The sequence below is a fragment of the Synechococcus sp. R60.1 genome, from assembly GCF_047461835.1.
Lineage (GTDB): Bacteria > Cyanobacteriota > Cyanobacteriia > Thermostichales > Thermostichaceae > Thermostichus.
Window position 1 is genome coordinate 1 of sequence record NZ_JANSIA010000136.1, and the last position, 4,578, is coordinate 4,578.

3 protein-coding genes are annotated in these 4,578 nt (G+C 60.7%); 2 read left to right on the forward strand and 1 reads right to left on the reverse strand.

What is annotated here, in order from left to right; genetic code table 11:
* The first annotated feature begins 219 nt into the window (after positions 1–219).
* Positions 220–3,174, forward strand: a complete 2,955-nt coding sequence (gene pruA, locus NW834_RS13315; protein ID WP_414419319.1) for an L-glutamate gamma-semialdehyde dehydrogenase — start codon at positions 220–222, stop codon at positions 3,172–3,174.
* Between the two features lie 31 nt (positions 3,175–3,205).
* On the opposite strand, the gene NW834_RS13320 is transcribed toward pruA, so the two are convergent.
* Positions 3,206–4,258, reverse strand: a complete 1,053-nt coding sequence (locus tag NW834_RS13320; protein WP_414384276.1) for a CsgG/HfaB family protein — start codon at positions 4,256–4,258, stop codon at positions 3,206–3,208.
* Between the two features lie 73 nt (positions 4,259–4,331).
* Here NW834_RS13320 and NW834_RS13325 point away from each other — a divergent pair.
* Positions 4,332–4,578: hypothetical protein (locus tag NW834_RS13325; protein WP_414426347.1), on the forward strand; the 247-nt coding region annotated here is incomplete at its 3' end.

Genomic DNA, 4,578 nt, shown 5'->3' on the forward strand with positions numbered 1-4,578 from the left:
TAGTAATCCGTACTGAACATATTATACATTATTTTCAGTATAGTTGAGCTTATTATTGACTAGAGTCATGCTCCTGCAAAGCTGCTTATACCCGGCGTAGCTATTCGAGGATTTGCGGTGGCCCCATCTGCCATTATCTTCCCAAAATCGGCCTCAGGTTCCATCCTTTCCATGACAGGATGGTAGGGATCCCGCGCCCCAGTTCACCCAGTTCATCAGATGGTTGCCCAAGCTGCTCCTACCGCCTACGAGGCTCAAACCCAAGCTCTCGCCCAATCTTTGTTGGCCTCTCTTTGGGGAGAGAAGCGATCCCTGCTGGCCCAGTGGCGAGATCAACTGCGCTGGGAGGACAAGCTGCTGGCCTGGGCGATGGAGAACCCCCACCTGCGCACCCAGTTGTTCCGCTTGATCGATGTCTTGCCCAGCTTGAAAAGCAAGGCTGAGGTGGCCCGCCATTTGCAGGAGTATCTCTTGGATCCGGCAGTAGAGTTGCCGGGGATGCTGAAGAGCCTGCTCAACTTCGCAGACCCCGACTCCCTGCCAGGACAGTTGGCTGCCACCACCCTAACCGCTGCCGTGGAAGCCTTGGCCCGTCGATACATTGCCGGAGAAACCCTGCAGCAAGTCAGCAAAACTCTGGAAGCTCTGCACCGGCAGGGTATGGCTTTCACGCTGGATTTGCTGGGGGAAGCCGTCATCACCGAAGCGGAAGCCCAATCCTACCTGGATCGCTATCTGCAGGTGATGGAGCATTTGGCAAAGATGGTCAAAACCTGGCCACAACCGCAGCCGGTGCCGCAAGTGTCGGTAAAGCTGACAGCCTTCTATTCCCAGTTCGATCCCATCGATCCCCTGGGGGCCAAAACCAGAGTGGGGGAACGGATTCGCGTCCTGTTGCGCCGGGCAGAAGCTCTGGGAGTCGGGATCCATTTCGACATGGAGCAGTACCGCTACAAATCCCTCACCCTGGCCATTTTGCAGGAGCTGCTGCTGGAGCCGGAGTTCCGAGGCCGCACCGACGTTGGCCTGACGCTGCAGGCCTACCTGCGGGATAGCTACACCGATCTGCAAAACCTGATCGCCTGGGCCAAAGAGCGGGGATCCCCGGTGACGGTGCGCTTGGTCAAGGGGGCCTACTGGGATCAAGAGACCATCCTGGCGGCGCAAAAGCACTGGCCACAGCCGGTTTACAACAGCAAGTCTGCTACCGACGCCAACTTCGAGCGCATGACCCAGCTTTTGTTGGAGCACCACACCCATCTCCACGCCGCCATCGCCAGCCACAATGTGCGCTCTCAGGCCAAAGCCATCGCCATTGCCCAAGCCCTGGAGGTGCCCCAGTCTGCTTTTGAACTGCAGGTGCTCTACGGCATGGCCGATCCCCTGGCCAAGGCCTTGGTGCAGAAGGGACAGCGGGTGCGGGTGTACTGCCCCTACGGGGAGCTGCTGCCGGGTATGGCCTACCTGATCCGGCGTTTGCTGGAAAACACCGCCAACACCTCTTTCCTGCGGCAAAGCGTTCAGGGCTACAACCCCGAGCAGCTGTTGGCCCCGCCGGTCTTGGACGAGGGATCCGTTTTTCCAGCTCCTTCCCTCTCGTTTGCCGCCGCTCCCGACACCGATTTCAGCCGACCCCAACAGCGGGATCCCTTTTTTCAGGCATTGGACGAGATCCGGCCTCAACTGGGTCAGAGGGTTCAGCCCTGGATTGCCGGAGAATATCGCCCCACCCGACAAGCCATGCTCTCCCTCAACCCTGCGGATCCTGAACAGGTGGTGGCGGAAATTGGGTTGACCGAGCCGGAACAGGTGGAGCAAGCCTTGGCAGCGGCCCAAGCCAGCTTCCCCAGCTGGAGGCGCACCCCCGTTGCCGTGAGGGCGGGGATCCTGCGGCGGGTGGCGGAGCAAATCGAAGCCCAGCGGGCGGAGCTGGCTGCCTGGATGGTGCTGGAGGTGGGCAAGCCCATTGCCCAGGCCGATGGGGAAGTTTCCGAGGCCATCGATTTTTGCCGCTACTACGCCCAACAGATGGAGGCCCTGGAGCGGGGACGGGAGTGCAACCTGCCCGGCGAAACCAACCATTACCACTACCAGCCCCGCGGTGTGGCGGTGGTGATCGCCCCCTGGAACTTCCCCCTCTCCATCCCTTGTGGCATGACAGCGGCGGCTTTGGTGGCCGGAAACTGCGTGCTCCTCAAACCGGCGGAGCAATCTTCGCTGATCGCCGCCAAACTGGCGGAGTTTATCCTCAAGGCCCTTGCCGAAGCCGGGATCCCGGAGGGTGTCTTTCAATTCCTGCCGGGGGTGGGCGAAGCCATCGGCCCCCTGTTGGTTCAAGACCGGCGGGTGCACCTGATTGCCTTCACCGGATCCCAGGCGGTGGGTTGCCAGATCCTCGCCCAAGCCGCGCAACTGCAGCCGGGCCAGCACCACATCAAGCGGGTCATTGCCGAGATGGGGGGCAAAAACGCCATCCTCATCGACGAAAGCGCCGACCTGGATCAGGCGGTCAAAGGAGTGGTCAACTCCGCCTTTGGCTACAGTGGCCAGAAATGCTCCGCCTGCTCGCGGGCGATCGTTTTGCAGTCCATTCACGACCTGTTCTTGGGACGGCTCGTCGAGGCGGTGCGCTCTTTGAATGTGGGGGATCCGGCCCACCCCGGCACCCAAGTTGGCCCGGTCATCGATGCAGAGGCCCAAGCTCGCCTGCACCAGGCCATTCAATCGGCCCAAGCCTATGCCCGTCTCGACCTCAGCCTGCCCGTGCCGGAAAAAGGCTACTTCGTCGGCCCCACTGTGTTCAGCCAGGTGGATCCCCAGTCAGAGCTGGCGCAGCGGGAGCTGTTTGGCCCGGTTTTGGCGGTGATCTCAGCGCCGGACTTTTCTTCTGCTCTGCAGATGGCCAATGCCACCCCCTACGCCCTCACCGGCGGTCTCTACAGCCGCACCCCTTCCCACATTCAACAGGCTCGCCAGGACTTTGCCGTCGGCAACCTCTACATCAACCGCGAGATCACCGGGGCGTTGGTGGAGCGGCAGCCCTTCGGCGGCTTCAAGCTCTCCGGCGTGGGATCCAAAGCCGGTGGCCCCGACTACCTGCTGCAATTTTTAGAACCCCGCACCGTAACCGAAAACACGCAACGGCAGGGCTTTGCTCCCATCGAGGGATCCTGAGGATCGAGTTTGGGAGGGGCGGTTCAGGGGTTTACTGGAGAGGCTTGGCTACATCCCCAACCTTGAAGCCTGCCCCGCTGAGAATGCGTCCCACACTGGAGCTGTCATCCACCTCCGTCAGTTGGACCTGTCCGGCTGGCTCAGTCAATTTGCGCAAGACTGTCCCCGTGGCCGGATCCTTCACCTCGCGGACGACGCGCTCCACAGAAAGAATCAATCCCACCCGATAGCCATCGCGGCTGCCCTTGTTCAGGATCACCTGGTTGCCGTAGACATCCGCCACCAAGGCGTCAACCGTTGGCAGAGAGCGAGGCTGAGCTGCCAAGCGCCCGGCAAAACCGGCCAACTGCTGGGCAATTTGCTCCACCGCTTGTTGGCTTGCCAATACCAACAGCTTCTCTTCGTTGCTGGTGGCGGATCCCCCGCCAAAGCCGGCAACCGTGACCGTGCTATCCGACTGGCTGGCGTTGCCTTTGCCCTCGACCACGGCCAAGATCTCGGCAGTACTGGTGCTCACCAAGCGGGCATTCAGCTGCACGTTGGCATCGGCATCCACCGACTCAGCCCCCACCGCCAGCGGGAAGCTGCCAAAGGGGGTCAAGACCGGTGCCCCACCCCCAGAACGGCGCACCGACACATCAAACTGGGTCACACTGCCGAGGATCACCGCATCGACCCCTAGGATCCGGCCTACCTGAGCAGCGGTGTTGGCATCCAGTCGCCCGGATAGACCCAGGTTCTGCTCGGCCAAGATCGCGTCCAGCCGCGAGCGCTCGATGACGGAAAAGGTGCCATCTCTCACCAGCCGATCCACCAACAGGTCGCTCACCCCCCGCGAAGCCTCGCGGAAGCTGTAGGGGTTGCTGAGGCTGCTGAAATCAAAGTCCAAGACTGCAATCCGAGGACGGGATGTGGGTTGCGGCGCTTGTCCCACCTGTCTGGGGGCAGAGAGGGTGCAGCGAATGTCTTGGGGAAATTGCTGGCAGAGGGCTGGATTGGCGGATTGGGCCACCACCGGGATCCCTGTCCAGCCTAGGCTTACCAAAGGGATCCCGAACAGCAAAACGGAAGAGAGGTTGCGCATGGTTAAACGATCTCCTAGATCTGGGAAGTGGCCACAGTTACTCTCAGCTTGCACCCAAAAGAGCTTCAGGGCGGTGACCGGTATCACCTGGCAGCTAAGGGCTAAGGATCCTGACGTCGCCTGTTCCCAGAAGATGCCCTACACTCTACCGACTACAAGGTTGTTGAAAAAAGGGATTGAGAAGGTTTGTATAGAAGAGTTGACAAATCTCAACCCTGTTGAGCAAAGGTACTCGCTCTCTGCAATTGACATCCTCCCCGGCCTGAAGGCCGGAGATTCCTACCACGCTGCGCATGGATGGCTCCTTGCGCAGTCGTCTC